The organism is Bacillus sp. JS (assembly GCF_000259365.1).
Lineage (GTDB): Bacteria > Bacillota > Bacilli > Bacillales > Bacillaceae > Bacillus > Bacillus stercoris.
Window position 1 is genome coordinate 565,653 of sequence record NC_017743.1, and the last position, 18,989, is coordinate 584,641.

Here is an 18,989-nt window from a genome sequence, read left to right on the forward strand (position 1 = left end):
ATGGCATGTTGTATCAAGACGTGAAAACAACGCCTGGACAAACGATTTATTGGCGTTTATCCCATATGGGACGACAAGGTGTTGACACCATGCAGGTTCGTATTGGGGCAGCTACTAGCAATCCATACAGTACGGTGGTTCAAAAACAATTTTCTGATGGAAGAACTGCATGGGGAACTCATACAGGTTCTTATACTGTCCCAGCAGGCCAAACGACAACACGATTCGGTTTTGAAGCTGTAAGTACAGCGTCTGGAAATATAGGAGCCGGCAACTTTTTGGATGATATTTTCCTTGGAACAGAACCATGTGTGACTGCAAATAAGACAGTTTCACCACAGGGAGAGGTACAACCCGGGGATGAGCTTACATACGCGGTTCAAATCAAAAACGAAGGCGGAGACGTTGCTGCTGATGCAAGCTTTTCCGATGCAATTCCAGAGGGAACTGAATATGTTCCTGGATCATTAAAATTAATTAACGGTTCGACAACAAAGAATTTAACTGATGCATCCGATGGTGATGGAGGCAATTTCGATGGCAATAAAGTAAATATTACATTAGGAGATTTACCTAACACGAACAACTTGCCTAATGGGATGACTGTACAGTTTAAAGTGAAAGCCAAGACAGGTTATGTCGGTAAGGAAATTTCTAACAAAGCGCAAATAAACTATGACAGTTTATTAACGAATACAAGCAAAAAAACCGAATCAAACGAAGTAACAACTCCGGTTGTTTTTAAAGATCCTGTACTTGAATCAAAGAAAACCTCTGCTATTAAGGCAAAAGCGGAAGGAAACCAAGATGCAGATCACCCAGAAGTGGGAGATACCCTTCTTTACACGATTCAAACCCGAAATACTGTTGAAGACAGTCAAGTGAAAAACCTTGCCATTTCGGATACGGTGCCGGAAGGCTTAGACTATGTTCCGGGCTCACTAAAAGTAGACGGTGCCTCTGTCAGTGATGATCAGGATAACGACAAAGGACAATATACTGATGGCAAAGTGTCAGGACAGATTGGTAATGTAACCGATACTGAGTGGCACAATGTGACCTTTGAAGTGAAAGTGAAGCCTGGTCAGGCAGGAAAGGATATTATCAATACGGCAAGCATTTCAGGAGATAATATCCAAACACCGGATAAGCCAAATAATGAAGTTAAAGTTTATCCTAGGAACCCTGCTTTAGAATCAAAGAAAACAGCAGCAATTAAGGAAAAAGTGGAAGGAAACAAATATCCTGATCACCCAGAAGTAGGAGACACGCTTCTTTACACAATACAAACACGAAATACAGAAGAAGACAGTGAGGTAAAAGCTCTTACAATCTCAGATGCGATACCAGATGGATTGGAATATGTTCCAGGCACTCTGAAAGTAGACGGTACAGCAGTCAGCGATGACCAAGACGATGACAAAGGTGACGTAACAGATGGCAAAGTGTCAGGCCAAATTGGCGATGTGACTGATACAGAATGGCATAACGTTACCTTTGAGGTGAAAGTAAAAGCTGGTCAAGCTGGTGAAACGATTAAGAACACGGCTACCGTTTCTGGCAGTAACATCGAGACACCAGATAAGCCAAGCAATGATACTGAGATTTATCCAAGAAAGCCGGATGTAGAATCGAAGAAAACCGCAAGTCTTCAGGAAAAAGCAGAGGGCAATAAAGATGAGAAACATCCAGAAGTAGGAGATACCCTTCTTTATACAATCGAAACGAGAAACACAATCGAGGACAGTCTGCTGAAAGATCTCGTCATTTCAGATAAACTTCCGGATGGATTAGAATACGTTTCGGGTTCTTTAAAAGTAGACGGCACAGCAGTCAGCGACGCCCAAGATGATGATAAAGGCGATATGACAGACGGCAAAGTGTCAGGTCAAATTGGTGATGTGACTGATACAGAATGGCATACAGTTACATTTGAAGCGAAAGTGAAAGCTGGCCAAGCTGGCGAAACAATTCAAAATACGGCTAGTGTTACCGGCAGTAATCTCGAGACTCCGGATAAGCCGAATCATGAAGTCGCAATTTACCCTAGGAACCCTGACTTAGAGTCAAAGAAAACATCGAGTATTCAAGCAAAAGCAGAGGGCAATAAAGAAGAGAATCAGATACAAGTGGGAGATACCCTTCTTTATACAATCCAGACAAGAAACATAGTTGAGGATAGTCTGGTGAAAAACCTTGTCATCTCAGATGAACTTCCAGAGGGACTAGAATATGTTTCTGGAACTCTAAAAGTAGACAATAAAGCCGTCAGCGACGCCCAAGATGATGATAAAGGTAATATGACAGACGGCAAAGTGTCGGGTCAAATTGGTGATGTGACTGATACAGAATGGCATACTGTTACCTTTGAAGTGAAAGTGAAAGCTGGGCAAACTGATCAGAAAATTGTGAATACTGCCAGCGTCACAGGTGACAATGTTGATAAACCAGACAAACCAAGCCATGAAGTTAAAGTTTCTCCAAGAAATCCAGTGTTAGAGTCAGAAAAGACAGCAAAGAATCTGGATTCCGATAAAGAGAAGTATGAAGTAGGAGATACGGTTGTTTACACGATCAAAACAAGAAATACAGTTAAGGACAGTAAAGTAACTGATCTTGTCATCACAGATAAACTGCCGGCAGGCTTAGAATATGTTCCTGGCACACTAAAAGTAGATAATAAAGAAGTCAGTGATGCCCGTGATGATGATAAAGGTGACGTGACAGACGGCAAAGTATCAAGCCAGTTTGGCGATGTGACTGATACGGAATGGCATACTGTTACCTTTGAAGCGAAAGTAAAATCAGGTCAAGCAGACAAAAATATTGTCAATACGGCTAGCATTAGCGGTGACAATACTGATAAACCGGATACACCAAGCCAAGAGGTCAAGGTTTCTCCGAAAGATCCAGTTTTGAAATCAGAAAAGTCAGTAAAAAATCTCGATTCAGATAAAGGTAAATATGAAGCGGGAGATACGGTTGTTTACACGATCAAAACAAGAAATACAGTAGCAGACAGTAAAGTAACTGATCTTGTTATCTCAGATAAACTTCCAGCCGGATTGAAGTATGTCGAAGGCAGCTTGAAAGCGAGTAACGGTGGAGAAGCAACCATCAAGGACGGCAAAATCACAGCTAACTTTGGTGACGTGACTGATACTGAGTGGCGTACTGTGACATTCCAAGCGAAAATTGAGTCCGGATATGCGGAAAAAACGATTAAAAACGTGGCAACCGTTGACGGCGGCAACATCGACACACCAGATAAACCAGGAACAGACATCAAAGTTGACCCGAAAGATCCTAAGCTGGAATCAAAGAAAACAGCCTCCATTAAGGAAATAGCTGATGGAAATAAAGATGAGGACCATCCGGAATCTGGCGACACGCTTCTTTACACAATTCAAACCCGGAACACGGTTGATGACAGCCTTGTCAAAAATCTTGTCATCTCGGATTCTCTTCCGGAAGGATTAGAATATGTTGCAGGGACATTGAAAGTGGATGGTACAGCAGTAAGTGATGATCAAGACGATGATCATGGATATTATGCCGACGGTAAGACGTCAGGAGAGTTTGGCAATGTGACCGATACGAAATGGCACTCTGTAACATTTGAAGCAAAAGTGAAGTCTGGTCAAGCAGGTAAAGATATCGTTAACACTGCAAACATCAGCAGTGACAATATCAAGACCCCTGACAAACCGAGCCATGAAGTGAAGGTATATCCGCGAAATCCTGTTTTAGAATCTGAAAAAACAGTGAAGAACTTGGATGCAGATAAGGAAAAGTATGAAGCAGGGGATACGGTAGTCTACACCATTAAAACCCGAAATACAGTATCCGACGGTAAAGTAGAAAATCTGGTGATTTCAGATGATCTTCCAGCAGGATTGAAGTATGTCGAGGGCAGCTTGAAAGCGAGCAACGGCGGAGAAGCAACGTTCAAGGATGGCAAGGTTACTGCTAACTTTGGCGATGTCACTGACACTGAGTGGCGGACTGTAACATTCCAAGCAAAAATCGAGTCGGGATTTGCAGGCAAAACGATTACAAACGTGGCAACTGTAAATGGCAGCGGTATTGATAATCCTGATAAGCCAAAAGCAGAAATGAATGTTGTATCGAAAGGCTCTGAGAAACCAAATGAACCTGCTAAGCCAAGCAAACCAACGCCAGAAAAAACAGGTGAAAAGACCAATGCCGGAAAAGAGCTTCCAGATACGGCGACAAATCATTATAATATTCTTCTTTTTGGTTTTGGATTATTGTTAATTGGATCTGCCCTCTGGTATTTTAGAAGGAAAAGAAATGCCTAAATGCAAATCATAAAAAAAGCGTTTCCTTTGTTCATCATAGCTGCCGGACTCATTTTCATAGGGTATGGGGGCTGGAAAGTGGTGGATACCAATCAAAAGACAGCTGAAGCTTTAGAAGAAGCCAAGCTGGAAGCAGGGCATCCTGAAACCAAAAAAAGCAAGGAGAAGGACACTTTTAAACCCAAGGTCGGGGAAGCTGTCGGTGTTCTTGAGATTCCTAAAATAAACGCAGAACTTCCGATTGTAGAGGGTACAGACGCAGATGATTTGGAAAAGGGCGTCGGGCACTACAAGGAAAGTTATTATCCAAATGAAAACGGACAAATTGTGTTATCGGGACATCGGGATACCGTCTTTCGCCGGACAGGGGAACTAAAAAAAGGTGATCAATTAAAGATTCTGCTGCCATATGGAAGTTTTCAGTATAAGATTGAGAATATGAAAATTGTCGATAAAAATGATACTTCCATTATTACGCTGCAGCATAACAAAGAGGAGCTCATTCTAACTACGTGTTATCCATTTTCGTATATCGGCAATGCACCGAAACGATATATTATTTATGGAAAACGGATTTGAGAAAATCTGGAATATCAAAGATTAGGCTGACGAAAATTGTTCGTCAGCCTTTTTATCATTAGGCAGTGTATAGCAAAAGTCTCTCCGATAAATGAAGACAAAAGCCTGTCGCAACGAGCTAATGTAACATATGGAATGATTTTTGAGTGTCAAAAATAAAGAGGGCTAGAACACCATATTGCGATTGGGGTGAATGTCCTCATAAAGCCAAGAAAGATGATTTGAGTCAAGTTTAACAAATAATGCTGTCAATATTAATTTGCAGTTATTTCCGACTCTTGATATAATAAAGAAGAATTATTTTTGTTCGGTGTAAAGGATAGTATGAAGATTGACTTTTCGTCTTGATGTTACTTGGGCAAGGATAGTAACACAATGTGTGGTTACACACTAGGAGGCAACAAAAATGGAACAAGGTACAGTTAAATGGTTTAATGCAGAAAAAGGTTTTGGCTTTATCGAACGCGATAATGGAGACGACGTATTCGTACACTTTTCTGCAATCCAAAGTGACGGATTCAAATCTTTAGACGAAGGTCAAAAAGTAACTTTTGACGTTGAGCAAGGTGCTCGTGGAGCTCAAGCTGCTAACGTTCAAAAAGCTTAATCTTCAATCGTTTATACAAACAGGCTCTTTATAGAGGGCCTGTTTTTTTTATGTTCTCTGTAAAATAATCAATAAAAAACCTGCTCAACGTTCGAGTAGGAGATGGTACAAGGTAATAGAAGAGGTAAAACTTCAAAGTTGAAGAAATAGGGGGAAAGAAACCAAAAGCAAACTATATAAAATAGTTTGCTTTTTTGGGGTTATGAATTCACTTGTTTTTCTTTCTCTTTAATCACTAATAAAACACCGCTAAGAATTAAAAACGAACCTATCCAAAATGTCCCGCCTATTTGTTCTCCCAGCAGAAGCCACCCAAGTAATGTTCCAACCAGAGGCTGAAAAAAGAAAAAGAGGCCTCCACTTGAAGCGTTTAATAATTGTAACCCGCGATTCCACAATAAAAAGGCACAAGCTGTTGAAACAATTCCCAAATACAGAAGACCACCTAGAATTTTAGGGTCAAGCAGCTGGGATGTGAAAATCGTGCTAGGTTTTACAAAAGGAGTTAGCGCCACAATGGCAACAAAAGTTGAATACGTTGTAACAAGTATAGGTGAATAACTGCTTGGAACGCGTTTGATCAGCACTGACATAAGTGCCCATGTAAGTGCTGCAACAAGCAGAGAAATACCGCCAAGCTGATGAGATGTATCAATATGTCCGTTTCCCACAATACATAATACACCTATGGTCGCTAAAATAATTGAGATTCCTTTTTTGATAGTCAATGGTTCCTTGAGTAATAGACGAGCGAATATAACCATAAACGCTGGTGTTGAAGACGTAATAATTGCTCCCATTTGTGCTGAAGACAACATCGTTCCATATTCTTGTGTAACAATTGAAATCGTGTTGCCAACAATTCCAATGGCAATTATTAATAAAAGGTCGCGTTTATGAATTTTCCAAGATTGTCTCTTTATGAAACCAATGATAAGAAGTGCAAGGATGGCGATGACGTACCTCATCCAAACCAATTCAAAAGGCGGAATCACTGCGACAACAACCTTAACCACAACATACATGCCACCCCAGATACTAGCGGCTAAAGCTAAATATATAGAACCTAACAAGGTATTTTTCATTTTTTTGTTCCCTCCGTATTTAAAATTAGGTCATTACATGCCCTAACGGAGAGAAGTAGTCACTTTACTCCATTAAGGGCGGAGAAGTGCTACTGGAACATCATTTTCAAATAGTGGAGCTAAAAACATGTTGATATCACCTCGATTTTTAAGTTGTTTCTCATTATACAATGCCGTTTTTAAAACCGTAAACACTTTAAAGGGTACCATTAACAGGAACCCCATTTCTAAACTTTATAAATTAATGCTTCGTATGAATTTTTTTGTATGTTAATGGTGTCATTTTCATCGCTTGTTGAAATTTACTTATGAAATAACTGGTACTGTTAAATCCAACTTGATAAGACACTTCTGTCACATTGGAGTCAGGGTGCTGGAGTAATAATAAGCTTTTTTGAATTCGATAATCCATTACATAACGTAATGGCGTTTGATTCAGCATTCGTTTAAAATAACGGCAGCATTCAGAACGGCTCAGTTGGCCAGCTTTTGCGATATCCTCTAATGTAATTTTTTCAGCATAATGGAGATGGATCCAATTTAACATTTGTTTCATTCGATGGCTTTTTATCATTTCAGATTGATCGTACTCCAATTGAAAGCCATTAATGACCAGGTTTTTCCACATTAACGTTAATTGCATGGTAATGTCAATCTCATAAAGTGATGTCTTTTGTTGAATCAATTGATTTATTTTTTTTACAGCTTCAAGAATGTTTTTTGCCCAATGTTGATTTCCGTCCAAATATAAATAGGATAAATTGGTTGAAAACATATAGGGCTGAACATAGCTTGAATAAAGTTCTTGAGATAAAACGAAATGGGGTGACACATTTAAGCAAATATACGTACAATCCGAGCCATCCTTTTCTTCTGCCATGTGCAGGCAGCCACTATTGATAAATAATCCATCCCCTTCTTTAACCACTATTTTTTCTTCATTTATTTGAAAGACAGCTATCCCTTTTAGTACCAAAACAAATTGAATTTCATCATGCCAATGAAGCGGAATATAGCCATTTATATTTTGATTGATCCTTGTCTCGTAACAGGCAACCGGTAATTCTACCGTCCGGTGCTCTGTTAATTCTTTTAAATTTTGATCGATCACAAAATTCTTCATTTGGACATCCCCACCTCAATATATTTATATTTTTTTATTATATTTGAGTATTTTTTATAAAGGTATGCATTTATCATAACACTATTATTATATTTATTAGTGAGGAGTCATGTATGAATACTTCCAAAAGAGGAATGGGATTGTTCTATGTTATAACAGGGGCTACATGTTGGGGAATTGGAGGCACGGTAGCTAAAAAACTTTTTCAAGACTATCAAATTGATGTCAATTGGCTTGTAACGACACGTTTGCTTACGGCTGGAATGCTACTTTTAATGCTTCAATTGTTCAGAAAGGACCGGTCTCAGGTTATTGGGGTTTGGAAAAACAAAGCGTCAGCTGGTCAGCTTCTTATTTTCGGCTTATTGGGAATGCTTGCTGTGCAGTACACATATATGGCATCCATTCAACACGGGAATGCTGCCGTTGCTACATTATTGCAATATTTATCCCCAGTAATCGTTATTATCTACTCGCTTGTGCGAAAACAAACTGTTCTTACTAAACAAGATAGCATTACTGTTGTACTTGCTTTAGCGGGTTGCTTCTTTTTGTTAACAAATGGGTCAACGTCTCAACTTTCAGTGCCGGCAGCTGCAGTAGTATGGGGAGTTTTATCAGGGTTCGCGGCAGCTTTTTATACTTTATATGCCGTTGGTTTATTACATAAATTTGATTCTCTTGTTGTAGTGGGGTGGGCAATGATGATCGGCGGTGTTGCATTGAGCTTTATCCACCCGCCATGGCAGCTGGATTTTCAGCGTTTACCCGTTGAAGCGTATGCATATATCTTATTCGTGATATTATTTGGAACAATGATTGCGTTTTGGTTCTTCATAAAAAGCTTGGAAAGCCTTTCTCCCAAAGAAACAAGCCTGCTTGGCAGTCTAGAGCCTCTATCAGCAGTTGTAACAACTGTCGTTTGGTTAAAAGCGCCATTTGGTTTTTTTCAATGGGTCGGTGCTTTCTGTATTATTGGGATAACTTTAATATTGGCTTTAAATAAAGAGACTTCTATGCAGAGTAAAAAGTCGATATGAAAGATTAGGAATCATGCAAATCGGGATATATAAGGGCTTGAACGGTCCAGCAATGAAAAACACTGGTGGAGTTTGAGCCCTCTCGGCTGCATCAGGGATACCAAGGGGATTGCCGCCCTTGGTATGATTTCTTCAAGAACCTTCAATGCCTCTTCCCTGATCGAAAACCGTATTATTTTTTTGCAATTGGTATCCAAATTTCACTTTTAAATGATGGTGATGTTACATCCTTATGCTCATTCCACAGTATTTCCGGGCCTTCTATTTGTTCGTAATTTGACGATGGAAACCATTCGGAATAAATGCGTCCCCACACTTCTTGCAGTGTATCCGGAAATGATCCGATGGCTTCGAATACCGCCCATGTTGAGGCAGGAACTTCTAGCTGTGAAAGGTGATTTGGACACTGCTTTGTTGTAGCTGCACCAATATAATGATCAAGTTCTCCTTTTTCCTCCGCCCGACCTTCAGAAAAATTTGTGGATGCGCTAATGAGCCCTAATGGTGCTACATTAGAAATCGCTTTTAGTTCACTTATTGCTTCTTCATCTAATCTTTCCCACATAGCTGCAATTTCCGGGTGAATTCCTTTGAAAATAATAGGAACTCTTTTTGTAATCCCAACAATGCGAAATGCCTCTTTTTCTTCAATGCGATAGTTCATTTCACTTCCTCCTTTGATTGATAATTGGAAGGTCATTTTTGGATAAGCTTTAAGCGAATGGCCATTAAGCCTGGCTTTTGATGGGTTTACGCCATGTAAGTTTTGGAATGCCCGTGTAAAAGAATCTGGTGAGTTATAACCGTACTTGATTGCGATATCAATCACTTTTGCATGGCTGTCTTTCAGTTCAAAAGCTGCAAGAGTAAGTCGTCTGCGACGAATATATTCCGATAATGAAATACCTGCAAGGAAGGAAAACATCCTTTTAAAATGATATTCAGAGCAGAAAGCAAGCTTTGCTGCTTCTTTAAAATCAATATCATGAGTGAGGTTTTCTTCAATATACTGTAATGCCCTGTTCATACTTTTAAGCAAATCCATTTATTTGGCCTCCTTTAACCAAAGAATAACAGGAGTGAAATGTATCTATCCGACATTCTATGCACAGTTTTGCAGGATGACTTATATGAAATAAAGTAAGTGATTCACTTGTATTTGTACAGGTTTTATTGAAGCATGCTGTTCACAAAAGGCATCAATAAAAGAAAGTTATAATTGTCTTATAAGCAGCACATTCCTATAATTGAGGGAAAAAGGATGCGAATCATGCCTATCAATTCTTTTGAAAACTATCCGATGAGCTGGAAGCCATCGATTGATAAAGCTGAAAAGCCTATTTATAAAGCAATTGCAGGGCAATTGGAACAGGATATTATAAACGGAGTATTATTACCTGGAACAAAACTTCCTCCGCAGCGAGAATTGGCCGATTATTTAGATTTAAATGTGAGTACGATTTCCAAAGCGTTTAAAGTGTGTGAGTTAAAGGGGCTGCTGAGTGCGACTGTAGGGAGCGGCACATTTGTATCGTATGATGCGTTATCGAATGCGTATTTACTTGAGGATACAAAGCCGACACATTTAATTGAAATGGGAGCAATACTTCCAGATCACGCTTCATATGAGCCCTTGTTACACCAGCTGAAAAACATGGTTCAGGAGGAGGATTATGAAAAATGGTTTAGCTACGGCCGGGCAGGTGAAAGCCTTTGGCAAAAAGATGCAGCTGTAAAGCTCATCCAAAGAGGCGGATTTGAAACATCCGTTGATCACATTTTATTTGCAAATGGAGGGCAAAATGCGATTGCTGCAACATTGGCGAGTCTTTGTAAGCCTGGAGACCGCATCGGTGTTGACCATCATACGTACCCTGGCTTAAAAACTGTTGCATCATTGCTTAGTGTGCAAATTGTACCGATAAAATCAGAAAACGATGAAATGAGTCCGGAGTCACTTGAATATGCGTGTAAAAACGAAAATATTAAAGGTTTGTATTTAATCCCGGATTATCATAATCCGACGACTTCCTTTATGTCTGTTGAGAATCGAAGAATGGTTGCAGATATTGCAAAGAAATATAATCTGTTTGTTATTGAAGATGCATCGTACCATCTTCTTAACAAACATCCGCTTCCGGCACTCGCTTCATTCGCACCGCAACAGGTTATTCATATTGCAAGTTTATCAAAATCGTTAGCGCCAGGCCTGCGTTTGGCTTATGTAGCAGTGCCGAGACAATATAAGGAGCCAATATCAAAGGCGCTTTATAATTTTAATATAACCGTTTCCCCGCTATTAGCTGAACTTACTGCTCGCACGATTGTATCAAATCAATTTGAAGTCTTAATTGAGCGTCATCGTGAACAAACCATTCGCAGAAATCAACTCGTAAACCGATATGTTGCGGGATATACATGTTTAGGCATTGAAACAGGCATTTTTCGTTGGTTGTTGTTACCGGGTAAAATGACTGGTGCCGAATTTGAAGAGTTGGCTGCGCGACATGGCGTGCAAGTGTATGCGGCTGAACGCTTTGTAGTGGGAAATAGTTGTCCTGAAAGAGCTGTAAGGATTTCTGTCTGTGCACCGAAAACACTTGAAGAGCTTGAGCAAGGATTAATGATCTTAAAACGTTTGCTAGACGGTCTTACCTAATATTGTTTGCCATACAATTATGACATTGTATGGCTTTTTTGTGCATGTTATGATGATCCACATCTAGAGGAAGGTTTATATAAATTTAGGCTTTTAGAAAGGAAGGTCAGAATATGGCAGACAAGGACAGCGTAAAAGCAATAGACGTCCATACAGCTTCGTTACAAAGCTACATCAATTCCCCAGAAAAACAAAAATCGTTATACAAGCGTACATTATTCGTTGTGAGTATCTCACAAATTTTTGGCGGTGCGGGGCTGGCGGCAGGGGTGACTGTCGGTGCGCTTATTGCACAGCAAATGCTAGGCACCGATGCGTTTGCGGGTCTGCCTTCTGCTTTATTTACTTTAGGGTCAGCAGGATCCGCATTCATTGTTGGCAGGCTTTCTCAACGTTACGGCCGTCGCACAGGTCTTTCAGCTGGCTTTATGATTGGCGGACTTGGAGCAATAGGAGTGTTGATGGCAGCAATTTTAAATAGTATTTTCTTGTTATTTGCTTCATTGCTTATTTATGGTGCAGGAACAGCCACAAATTTACAAGCCCGTTATGCAGGCACAGACTTAGCAAATCATAAGCAGCGAGCGACAGCTGTTAGTATGACAATGGTTTTTACTACATTTGGTGCAGTGGCGGGTCCAAGTTTAGTGAATGTGATGGGTGATTTTGCTCTTTCTATTGGTGTTCCTTCACTTGCTGGTCCGTTCATTTTAGCCGCAGCAGCATATATGTTAGCAGGTGCAGTCCTTTTCATCATGCTTCGTCCAGATCCTTTAGTTATAGCAAGAACAATAGAAGCGGCAAATGTAGAGCCTGGTAATAAAGGACATGTGGCGGCTGCTGAGCATACAGAAAACAAAAAAGGCATCATCGTTGGGGCAACCGTTATGATTCTTACTCAAATTGTAATGGTGGCTATTATGACAATGACACCGGTTCATATGAGTCATCATGGGCATAGTTTGGGTGCTGTCGGTCTTGTTATTGGTTTTCATATAGGTGCTATGTATCTCCCTTCACTGGTTACAGGTGCCCTTGTTGATAAGCTGGGACGTACTGCGATGGCGATTGCTTCTGGAACGACGCTTCTTCTGTCAGGTGTAATAGCAGCATTTGCTCCAGGTGATTCTATGGTTTTTCTCGTCATTGCTCTTTCTTTACTTGGATTAGGGTGGAATTTTGGTTTGATAAGCGGGACTGCCCTTATTGTAGATTCAACTGATACTGCCACACGAGCTAAAACACAGGGGACAGTGGATGTTCTGATTGCCTTGTCAGGAGCTGCTGGCGGAGCATTATCTGGAATGATTGTGGCAGGTTCAAGTTTCCTCGCATTATCACTTACTGGAGGGATTTTGTCCTTATTACTCATTCCGGTGGTGGTATGGTCTAGGGCTGCTAAGGTGTAGGATTGTTTAAATTCCATTAATTTGTTATATTGTTAGATAAAGGTTTGTGAGTCGTTTAATATTCTAACCAAATATGAGTTAAATAAGCCATTTTGCTAAATATGACTTATCGCTGTGACATATGAATGCATACCTTTCATTAGGTAACATAAAATGGTAATCAGCGTTAAAAAAAGGCCGGAATACTCGCTTTAGGTGAAGGAGTCATAACGTTGTTAAAAAGAATTTCTCTTGTTTTTGTTACATTAATGATGTCCATCGTTGCGGTTTTAGTGGCTGCCAAAGATTCCCCTGGAGATCACGTCGTTTCATTTGAGCAGCCTATTATCTTATTGATCTCAATTGGGATCGTTGTATTTTTATTTATCCCGCCATTAGCCATGTCTTTTTTCGATAACGGGGTTGTAAGAATCATATCAGGGGTATACCAATGTTTTATCGTTTTCACTTTTCTGGGGCTCATTCCAATTGGATTTCTTATTCCCAATGGTTTTTGGACAATTATGGTTTCTATTGCAGGCACTTTAGTCAGTATAGCTAGTGTTGCAGTGACTTTATGTATTGGGAACAAAACAAGGTGAGAAGGCTATATGGGCCTTCTCTTTTTATGTTGTTGCATCATCTCCACTTTCAGCTTAATCTATTACATAATAAGAGCAGGAACATATAGAAGAATAAAATAAACACCGAGATGTCAAAAACACGAGGGACCAATTAGCCTTAACTAAAAATGCCTGGAAAGAGGGGAATTCCTTCATGACAAATAGCAGAACGAATCCGAAGGTTGATGATTTTTTAGATAAAGCGAAAAAGTGGAAGGAAGAATTTGAGAAGTTGAGAACCATCATTCTTGACTGTGAGCTGACTGAAGATTTTAAGTGGATGCATCCTTGTTACACATACAATAATAAAAATGTCGTTTTAATACACGGGTTTAAAGAATATTGTGCGCTTCTGTTTCACAAAGGTGCCTTATTACAGGATGCCCACGGAATTCTCATTCGACAAACGGAGAATGTACAGGCGGCGCGCCAGATTCGGTTTACCAATGTTCAGGAAATAAATGAGATGGAAACCATTTTGAAAGCCTATATTCAAGAAGCCATTGAAGTTGAAAAAGTGGGTTTGAAGGTGGAAGTTAACAACAATATTGAATTGAACATTCCTGAAGAACTTCAAAATAAATTCGATGAAATCCCTGAATTGAAAACTGCTTTTGAAGCATTGACCCCGGGACGGCAAAGAGCATACACTCTTTATTTTTCTCAAGCTAAACAATCCAAAACCCGAGAATCAAGAGTTGAAAAATATGTGCAAAAAATTCTCGATGGAAAGGGATTAAAGGATTAGGAATGATCTATTCGAACGACGATAAACAGTGACTATATAGGCAAACGCAGCTTAATAGGATAGTTTCTATAGAAGAAAAACAAGCATAGTAAGATGCTTGTTTTTTCTTATCTGCCCATTATGAATTAGTCAGGTGCAGGCAAACGTAAACTGTTTAATGAATCATCATGATAGTAATGAGCCGCTTGATTTTTTCATCATCGCCTGTATCAACGTACACTTTTTTTGTGTTTTTTATGATACTCTCAGTCACTTCCCGCATGACGCCTTTTTCGAGATTATCAGCGGAATCCCAGCGTAAAGGCACATTGTATACATGAATCGTGCCATCCCCATTACCATGATAAGTGACTGATCCATCCACTAAACGAGAACCTGCTAACTGGGTCACATCTTCTGGATAGCTAGCACTTGTATAATCATTAGGGTTAATTGGCTCACCAGCTGAAATATGCCGAACATGTAATTCATCTATCTCTTGATTGGGTCCAAGTTGAAGCCAAACTCTGGCATATTCGATTTTCTCAGAAGAGTATGCTGCCAATACATTGTCTTCTTTGCTTTTCTCTTCTTCTGAAGTGGTCTCATTTGAAGCTTTTGTTGCGGGTTCTTCTGATCCTGTTGTTGGCTCTGCTTCATCCTTGCGTATTTTGGTGCTGTCTTCAGTCTCAGTGTGTTTTTCGTCAGATTGTACAGCAGAAGCTTGATTTGAAGGTTGTTGTGCTTCTTCATCCTTACTGCCCGTACATCCAGCAAGTAAAATCATGAGCAGCAGGGCAGTATTGCAATAACAAATCTTTCTGTGTTTCTTCATTCTTTCATTCCTCTCCATTAACTCAGGCCAGCTTCCTATATAAATTGATGTATCTAAATATTACCATGGAATAGATAGGATGTTATTGAAAACGGTTTAAGAAGAGGAAACAATCTTAAATAGCATCGCCAAAACTTAAGAATTCTTAAGAAGTTTTGCCCCTTTTTCTTCAGGTTTTGAATGTAGAGTGGGATATAAATGCAAAACAAATACGATATGCCTTATCCGCCTCGACCGCATACAAAATACCAAGGGTTGCTGGCCCTTGGTATTTTTATGCCTTCATGCATTTTTGAAGTTTATGCTTAAAGGTCTGCCTTTACTTTGCAAATCGCCGAGCAGCAGCAACGCACATGATAACGGCGATATTTACTGCTACGAGTGTCCAGCCCACTTTCTCGTGCAGAATCACTGAGGCAAGCAGCAATCCAAAAAAAGGCTGGAGAAGCTGGAGCTGCCCAACCGCCGCAATCCCCCCTTGGGCAAGACCTCGATACCAGAACACGAAGCCGATCAGCATGCTGAATAAGGATACATATGCAAGACTGAGCAGCGCGGGAACGCCGATGCCCGACCAGGAATCCGGTGTAAAAAAGAACGACAATGGCAGCATAAGAGGAAGCGACAGGACGAGTGCCCATGAGATCACCTGCCAATTCCCAAGACGCCGTGAAAGCTTGGCCCCTTCTGCATAACCAAGACCGCATACAACGATGGAAGCCAGCATGTACACATCGCCAAGCGGAGATGAACCTCCCCCTTGAATCAGGGCGAAACCTGCTACCAGCAAGCTGCCGGCAGCTGAGAAAATCCAGAAGACGGGCCGAGGGCGTTCACCCCCGCGCAGTACGCCGAAAACCGCCGTTGCGAGTGGAAGGAGTCCAATGAAGACAATGGCGTGTGCGGATGTGACATGCTGAAGCGCTAAAGCTGTCAGCAACGGGAAACCAATCACTACGCCGAACGCGACCACTAACAATGAAATGAGGTCTCTTTTGGCAGGATGCTGCTGCCGGAAGATGAGAAGGAGACCTCCCGCCAGTACACCAGCTATCGCAGCACGGCAAACGGTGAGAAATAACGGATCGAAGTCTAACACAGCCATACGGGTCGCAGGCAGCGAGCCGCTGAAAATGAGTACGCCTATAAAACCATTTATCCAGCCATTTGTTGTTTTGTTCATTATAATCACTCCACATATGTTTCTTGTTCATTGTCTGTATTTTCTTAACAAAGCCGGTAGCTAAGGATTACAATGACTATAAACTGGAATTGGCCTTTTTTAAACGGCCAGTTTTCATAAAAAAATGCATACCAGTTAGGAGAACAACGTGCAAATGGATATCACGCCTTTTTTGAATAGAAATCTGGATAGTCCGCTTTATCAACAGCTTTATCGGTATTTTAAAGAAAATATGCATCAGGGCCGTATTCAAAAAGGAATGAAGCTTCCTTCAAAAAGGCTCCTGGCGAATCAGCTTTCCATCAGTCAAACGACTGTAGAACGTGCCTATGAACAGCTTGCTGCTGAGGGTTATATAGTGAGCAAGCCAAGAAGCGGGTGGTTTGCTGATTATCATAATTCTGATTTTGCCTATGGCAGAATGCCAAGCGCAGCACCCATTCAACAAGAAACAGAAGAAAGCAAACAATGGATTGATTTTCACTATGGAAATGTAGATTCTTCTTACTTCCCTTTTTCCGCATGGAGAAAAAGCATGGTCAATAGTTTGGACCGATATGGACACGAGCTTTATCGGCCTGGACATGTGTTAGGAGAGTTTGAGCTGAGAACACTCATTGCAGAGTACCTGTATCAATCTCGGGGAGTTCATTGTGCCCCTGAACAAGTGATTATAGGTGCCGGGAACCCTATTCTTCTGCAAATCTTGTGCCAAGTTTTTGAGCCGAATATTTCTATAGGATATGAGGACCCTGGTTATCCAAGAGCACGCAAGATTTTTGAAGCCAATCGCATGAAGATTGTTCCAATACCAGTCGATGATGAAGGAATCTGTATAAAGAAGATCAAAGAACAGCAGCCAAATCTTGTATATGTCACACCTTCCCATCAATTTACGCTGGGAACAATCATGACGATCAATAGAAGAATTCAGCTCCTCAAATGGGCGGCTGAAAATCAATCCTTTATCATAGAGGATGACTATGACGGGGAATTTAGGTACACAGGACAGCCGGTTCCTTCTCTGCAGGGGCTTGATCAGCATAACCGCGTCATTTATATGGGCACTTTTTCTAAGTCTCTTTTACCCTCGCTGCGTATCAGTTATATGATTCTTCCTTCGCCTCTTTTAAAAAAGGGCCATGAAATCACGTCCTTATATAAGCAAACGGTGTCCTGCCACAGTCAGCTAACGCTAGCTGAATTTATAAAAAATGGAGAGTGGCAAAAACACATCAACAGAATGAGAAAACTTTACCGTAAAAAAAGAGCCATTGTATTAGAGGCAGTGCAAAGGGAGTTAGGAGAGCATGTCAGGATTCGCGGAGAAAACTCTGGACTTCGTATCTTACTTGACGTTTATTTGCCATTTGGTGAAAAAGAGTTAATTGAGAAGGCGAAAAAACATGGCGTAAAAGTTTATCCTGTTTCTCCTTCTTATCAACATCATCCTCCTGTAAAAAGGATCTCACTTGGATTTGCAGGGGTGTCTGAATCAGACATAAGAGAAGGCATAAAAAAACTCAAACTCGCTTGGGAGATATGAGGGAGCTTTCAGTTTTGCGAAAAACCCAAGTGACGATTAAGTGTTGAGAGCTGTTCAGTTTCCAGTCTATGATAAGCCTTGCGTCATTCCATTCTCTTAAACGAAAACCAGAGTTTTTGATTTGCTCATCACAGTGCTAAACTAAACATAGATAATGAAAAAATAGAGGTGTAAGAATGAAGTTAGATGAGTTTACAATTGGCCAGATTTTCAAAACGAAATCATTAAAAGTAACAAAAGATGATATTATGCGGTTTGCGGGTGAATTTGACCCTCAGTATATGCATGTAGATGAAGAAAAAGCGAATAAAGGCAGATTTAATGGAATTATCGCTTCGGGCATACAAACACTGGCCATATCTTTTAAACTTTGGATTGAAGAAGGCTTCTATGGAGACGATATTATAGCCGGAACAGAGATGAATCATATGACATTCATAAAACCCGTATATCCGGATGATGAATTGTTTACAATTGTTGAGGTTATTGATAAGCAGCCAAAGAGAAATGAATTGGGAATTCTTACTGTATTATTATCTACTTATAATCAAAAAGAAGAAAAAGTATTTGAAGGTGAATTATCCGTATTGATAAAACGATAACTCAGAAAGCCCGCTTTCCTAAAGCAGGCGAAAGATTTTAGCAAGTTTCTTTTGAAAAATAAGAGGTTAAAACATCATAAACAATAGGCAAAGAAGTAAATCCCTCATCTTCTAGAAAATGACCTCCGTGCTGAACTTCATATAACGCAGCGTCAATTTGTTGTACCAGATCCTTGCTGAATGAAAAAGGCACAATTTGGTCGTCCTTAGAAGCAATGACAGCACGGTGCTTCGCGGACTCGATGATTTTTTGATGATCAAACGATCCCTGTGTAAATTCATCTAGCATCTGTAAAGTGGGCAACGATTTGGCAAAGCCGGAAACAAGGATGATTCCGCCAAGCTGTTTTCGTAATTGAATATGTTCTAAAAATCTCAAAATGGCGGGGCACCCTAAGCTGTGCGCAACCAAATACGTATTTTCGTGTAAAGTGTGCTGATATAAAGAGAGTGTATCCAGCCAATCCTCAAGTTTTGGCTGGAGCGGATTAGGCATGTTTAAAATGTCTGCTTGGACCCCATCCGCGAGCAGACGTTTTTTCAGCCAAGGGAACCAATGATTTGTTGAGGAGGCTCTGTAGCCATGAATGATATAGACTTGTTTTGTCATTTTTTCCTCCTAAGAAATATTTTCATTCAGTATAAAATTCCTCTCATTGGGAAACAAGTA

The 18,989-nt window shown here is 40.4% G+C and carries 16 protein-coding genes and 2 pseudogenes; 12 read left to right on the forward strand and 6 right to left on the reverse strand.

Annotated elements, in window-relative coordinates; translation table 11 throughout:
* Positions 1-89 precede the first annotated feature (89 nt).
* The 5 genes and pseudogenes from MY9_RS22070 to cspC all read left to right on the forward strand — a co-directional run.
* Positions 90-2,858, forward strand: a pseudogene (locus MY9_RS22070) (isopeptide-forming domain-containing fimbrial protein); the annotation flags it as partial.
* A 123-nt stretch (positions 2,859-2,981) separates the two neighbouring features.
* A pseudogene (locus MY9_RS22075) lies at positions 2,982-4,034 on the forward strand (isopeptide-forming domain-containing fimbrial protein); the annotation flags it as partial.
* Positions 4,035-4,115: 81 nt separating this feature from the next.
* Positions 4,116-4,322 carry an LPXTG cell wall anchor domain-containing protein gene (locus MY9_RS22080; RefSeq protein ID WP_443110885.1) on the forward strand — a complete coding sequence of 69 codons (207 nt, stop codon included), beginning with the start codon at positions 4,116-4,118 and terminating at the stop codon, positions 4,320-4,322.
* A gap of 9 nt (positions 4,323-4,331) precedes the next feature.
* Entirely contained in the window at positions 4,332-4,901 is a 570-nt protein-coding gene (locus MY9_RS02965; RefSeq protein WP_081483664.1) for a class D sortase, read from the forward strand.
* Between the two features lie 406 nt (positions 4,902-5,307).
* Entirely contained in the window at positions 5,308-5,508 is a 201-nt protein-coding gene (gene cspC, locus MY9_RS02970; protein ID WP_014662910.1) for a cold shock protein CspC, read from the forward strand.
* Between the two features lie 200 nt (positions 5,509-5,708).
* Here cspC and MY9_RS02975 read toward each other — a convergent pair whose 3' ends face one another.
* Together MY9_RS02975 and MY9_RS02980 are read right to left on the reverse strand one after the other, a co-directional pair.
* Positions 5,709-6,593, reverse strand: a complete 885-nt coding sequence (locus MY9_RS02975; RefSeq protein ID WP_041521248.1) for a DMT family transporter — start codon at positions 6,591-6,593, stop codon at positions 5,709-5,711.
* 241 nt (positions 6,594-6,834) lie between these two features.
* Positions 6,835-7,716 (reverse strand): AraC family transcriptional regulator, encoded by an 882-nt coding sequence (locus tag MY9_RS02980; protein ID WP_014662913.1) that lies wholly within the window; start codon positions 7,714-7,716, stop codon positions 6,835-6,837.
* Positions 7,717-7,829: 113 nt separating this feature from the next.
* Here MY9_RS02980 and MY9_RS02985 point away from each other — a divergent pair, with 113 nt between their 5' ends.
* The gene (locus tag MY9_RS02985) at positions 7,830-8,756 is read left to right on the forward strand and encodes a DMT family transporter (RefSeq protein WP_014662914.1); all 927 of its coding nucleotides are present in this window, start codon (positions 7,830-7,832) and stop codon (positions 8,754-8,756) included.
* Positions 8,757-8,928: 172 nt separating this feature from the next.
* Here MY9_RS02985 and MY9_RS02990 read toward each other — a convergent pair whose 3' ends face one another.
* Complete coding sequence (locus tag MY9_RS02990; RefSeq protein ID WP_014662915.1) at positions 8,929-9,801, reverse strand: AraC family transcriptional regulator; 873 nt, start codon at positions 9,799-9,801, stop codon at positions 8,929-8,931.
* Between the two features lie 225 nt (positions 9,802-10,026).
* Between MY9_RS02990 and MY9_RS02995 the strand changes: the two genes are divergently transcribed.
* The 4 genes from MY9_RS02995 (at position 10,027) to MY9_RS03010 (ending at position 14,174) form a co-directional block, all read left to right on the forward strand.
* The gene (locus tag MY9_RS02995) at positions 10,027-11,415 is read left to right on the forward strand and encodes an aminotransferase-like domain-containing protein (protein ID WP_041521249.1); all 1,389 of its coding nucleotides are present in this window, start codon (positions 10,027-10,029) and stop codon (positions 11,413-11,415) included.
* Positions 11,416-11,528: 113 nt separating this feature from the next.
* Complete coding sequence (locus MY9_RS03000; protein ID WP_014662917.1) at positions 11,529-12,824, forward strand: MFS transporter; 1,296 nt, start codon at positions 11,529-11,531, stop codon at positions 12,822-12,824.
* A gap of 212 nt (positions 12,825-13,036) precedes the next feature.
* A complete protein-coding gene (locus MY9_RS03005) occupies positions 13,037-13,405 on the forward strand; it encodes a hypothetical protein (RefSeq protein WP_014662918.1) in 369 nt (122 codons plus the stop codon).
* A 175-nt stretch (positions 13,406-13,580) separates the two neighbouring features.
* A complete protein-coding gene (locus MY9_RS03010; protein WP_014662919.1) occupies positions 13,581-14,174 on the forward strand; it encodes a YdeI/OmpD-associated family protein in 594 nt (197 codons plus the stop codon).
* A 154-nt stretch (positions 14,175-14,328) separates the two neighbouring features.
* Here the strand turns inward: MY9_RS03010 and MY9_RS03015 are convergent, their stop codons facing one another.
* Positions 14,329-14,988: a hypothetical protein gene (locus tag MY9_RS03015; protein WP_014662920.1), complete on the reverse strand. Its 660-nt coding sequence runs from the start codon at positions 14,986-14,988 to the stop codon at positions 14,329-14,331.
* Between the two features lie 319 nt (positions 14,989-15,307).
* On the reverse strand, positions 15,308-16,171 hold the full coding sequence (locus MY9_RS03020; protein WP_014662921.1) for a DMT family transporter: 864 nt from the start codon (positions 16,169-16,171) through the stop codon (positions 15,308-15,310).
* 154 nt (positions 16,172-16,325) lie between these two features.
* Here MY9_RS03020 and pdxR point away from each other — a divergent pair, with 154 nt between their 5' ends.
* The gene (gene pdxR, locus MY9_RS03025; RefSeq protein WP_041521250.1) at positions 16,326-17,717 is read left to right on the forward strand and encodes a MocR-like pyridoxine biosynthesis transcription factor PdxR; all 1,392 of its coding nucleotides are present in this window, start codon (positions 16,326-16,328) and stop codon (positions 17,715-17,717) included.
* A 176-nt stretch (positions 17,718-17,893) separates the two neighbouring features.
* Positions 17,894-18,319 carry a MaoC family dehydratase gene (locus MY9_RS03030; RefSeq protein WP_014662923.1) on the forward strand — a complete coding sequence of 142 codons (426 nt, stop codon included), beginning with the start codon at positions 17,894-17,896 and terminating at the stop codon, positions 18,317-18,319.
* A 37-nt stretch (positions 18,320-18,356) separates the two neighbouring features.
* Here MY9_RS03030 and MY9_RS03035 read toward each other — a convergent pair whose 3' ends face one another.
* Positions 18,357-18,929, reverse strand: a complete 573-nt coding sequence (locus MY9_RS03035; protein ID WP_014662924.1) for an alpha/beta hydrolase — start codon at positions 18,927-18,929, stop codon at positions 18,357-18,359.
* Between the last annotated feature and the right edge of the window lie 60 nt (positions 18,930-18,989).

Coding starts and splice junctions, on each gene's coding strand:
- MY9_RS22080 (WP_443110885.1), top strand. CDS start 4,116: ATGAATGTTGTATCGAAAGGCTCTGAGAAACCAAATGAACCTGCTAAG.
- cspC (WP_014662910.1), top strand. CDS start 5,308: ATGGAACAAGGTACAGTTAAATGGTTTAATGCAGAAAAAGGTTTTGGC.
- MY9_RS02975 (WP_041521248.1), bottom strand. CDS start 6,593: ATGAAAAATACCTTGTTAGGTTCTATATATTTAGCTTTAGCCGCTAGT.
- MY9_RS02980 (WP_014662913.1), bottom strand. CDS start 7,716: ATGAAGAATTTTGTGATCGATCAAAATTTAAAAGAATTAACAGAGCAC.
- MY9_RS02985 (WP_014662914.1), top strand. CDS start 7,830: ATGAATACTTCCAAAAGAGGAATGGGATTGTTCTATGTTATAACAGGG.
- MY9_RS02990 (WP_014662915.1), bottom strand. CDS start 9,801: ATGGATTTGCTTAAAAGTATGAACAGGGCATTACAGTATATTGAAGAA.
- MY9_RS02995 (WP_041521249.1), top strand. CDS start 10,027: ATGCCTATCAATTCTTTTGAAAACTATCCGATGAGCTGGAAGCCATCG.
- MY9_RS03000 (WP_014662917.1), top strand. CDS start 11,529: ATGGCAGACAAGGACAGCGTAAAAGCAATAGACGTCCATACAGCTTCG.
- MY9_RS03010 (WP_014662919.1), top strand. CDS start 13,581: ATGACAAATAGCAGAACGAATCCGAAGGTTGATGATTTTTTAGATAAA.
- MY9_RS03015 (WP_014662920.1), bottom strand. CDS start 14,988: ATGAAGAAACACAGAAAGATTTGTTATTGCAATACTGCCCTGCTGCTC.
- MY9_RS03020 (WP_014662921.1), bottom strand. CDS start 16,171: ATGAACAAAACAACAAATGGCTGGATAAATGGTTTTATAGGCGTACTC.
- pdxR (WP_041521250.1), top strand. CDS start 16,326: ATGGATATCACGCCTTTTTTGAATAGAAATCTGGATAGTCCGCTTTAT.
- MY9_RS03030 (WP_014662923.1), top strand. CDS start 17,894: ATGAAGTTAGATGAGTTTACAATTGGCCAGATTTTCAAAACGAAATCA.
- MY9_RS03035 (WP_014662924.1), bottom strand. CDS start 18,929: ATGACAAAACAAGTCTATATCATTCATGGCTACAGAGCCTCCTCAACA.